Annotated in this window: 1 protein-coding gene; it reads left to right on the top strand. The window is 70.7% G+C overall.

Going from position 1 to position 1,491, the window contains the following annotated elements:
* Positions 1-97: 97 nt before the first annotated feature.
* On the top strand, positions 98-1,462 hold the full coding sequence (locus N864_RS22195) for a dihydrolipoyl dehydrogenase family protein (RefSeq protein ID WP_034722680.1): 1,365 nt from the start codon (positions 98-100) through the stop codon (positions 1,460-1,462).
* Positions 1,463-1,491 lie beyond the last annotated feature (29 nt).

Here is a 1,491-nt window from a genome sequence, read left to right as displayed (position 1 = left end):
AACCGACGAAGGGCCACTAACCGTCGTATGCCGCTCAGCCGGCTCCCGTCGGGAACTGGCCCTTCGACGTGGTGGGGTGAATGGGTAACACTGGACGATGGCTACGCAGCGCTACGACATCGCGGTCATCGGTCTCGGTCCGGGCGGTGAGCACGTCGCGGGTGAGCTCGCGTCGGCAGGTCTGTCCGTCCTCGCGGTCGACCATCGGCTCGTCGGCGGGGAGTGCCCCTATTGGGCCTGCATTCCCTCGAAGATGATGGTCCGGGCGGCCACGTCGCTCGCCGAGGCACGCCGCGTGCCCCTGCTGGCCGGGGCGACGGCTGAGGTCATCCCCGACTGGAGTCCCGTCGCGGACCGGATCCGGGACGAGGCGACGGACGACTGGGACGACAAGGCCGCTGTCGACCGGCTCACCGGAAAGGGCGCCACGTTCGTCCGCGGCACCGGTCGGGTCGTCAGCGCCAACGAGGTCGAGGTCGACGGAGAGGCGTACGCGATCGGTCGGGGGATCGTCGTCAACACCGGCACGAACCCGCTCATCCCCCCGATCGACGGGATCGAGGACGTCGACATCTGGACCAACCGCGATCTGGTGGAGGCGCGTGAGCTGCCCAGCTCGATCGTCATCCTCGGCGGCGGCGCGATCGGTTGCGAGTTCGGCCAGGTCCTGGCCCGGTTCGGGGTCGACGTCACGATCGTCGAGTCCGGCCCCCGGCTCCTGTCGAACGAGGAGCCCGAGGCCTCCGACCGGCTCCGGCAGCTCTTCGAGGACGAGGGCGTCCAGGTGCGCCTCGGGGCAACCGCCACCAAGGTCAGCGCGAGTGACGGGCGCGTCGAGCTCGGCCTCGATGACGGCTCCAGCGTCACGGGCGAACGACTCCTCGTCGCCACCGGGCGTCGGGTCGACCCGGCGGCCGCGGGTCTCGACCGGGTCGGCGTCGATCCTGGCGCCCACGCCGTCCCTGTCGACGACCGGTGCCGAGTCACCGACGGGGTGTGGGCGATCGGGGACATCACCGGCAAGGGCGCCTTCACGCACGTGTCGATGTACCAGGCGGGGATCGTCGTGCGAGACCTCCTCGGCCAGGACGGACCAGCCGCGGACTATCGGGCACTCCCGCGGGTCACCTTCACCGAGCCAGAGGTCGGAGCCGTCGGACTCACCGAGGCGCAGGCCCGCGACCAGGGCATCGACGTGCGCACCGGGTCGGTCCCCATCGCGCAGACGAGCCGTGGCTTCATCCAGGGGCCGGGCAATGAGGGCATCCTCAAGCTCGTCGAGGACGCCGGCCGTGGGGTGCTGGTCGGTGCCACGACGATGGGACCGGCCGGCGGTGAGGTGCTCGGCGCCCTCTCGGTCGCCGTCCACGCCGAGGTCCCTGTCGAGACGTTGCGCTCGATGATCTACGCCTACCCCACCTTCCACCGCGGGATCGAGACAGCGCTCGGCGATCTGGGCTGACCGGAGTTCGCGCTCACTGGACGGTTCGC

This window comes from Intrasporangium chromatireducens Q5-1 (assembly GCF_000576575.1).
GTDB classification, from domain to species: Bacteria; Actinomycetota; Actinomycetes; order Actinomycetales; family Dermatophilaceae; genus Intrasporangium_A; species Intrasporangium_A chromatireducens.
This window is presented reverse-complemented; position numbering and strand designations above follow the sequence as displayed.

Coding starts and splice junctions, on each gene's coding strand:
- N864_RS22195 (WP_034722680.1), top strand. CDS start 98: ATGGCTACGCAGCGCTACGACATCGCGGTCATCGGTCTCGGTCCGGGC.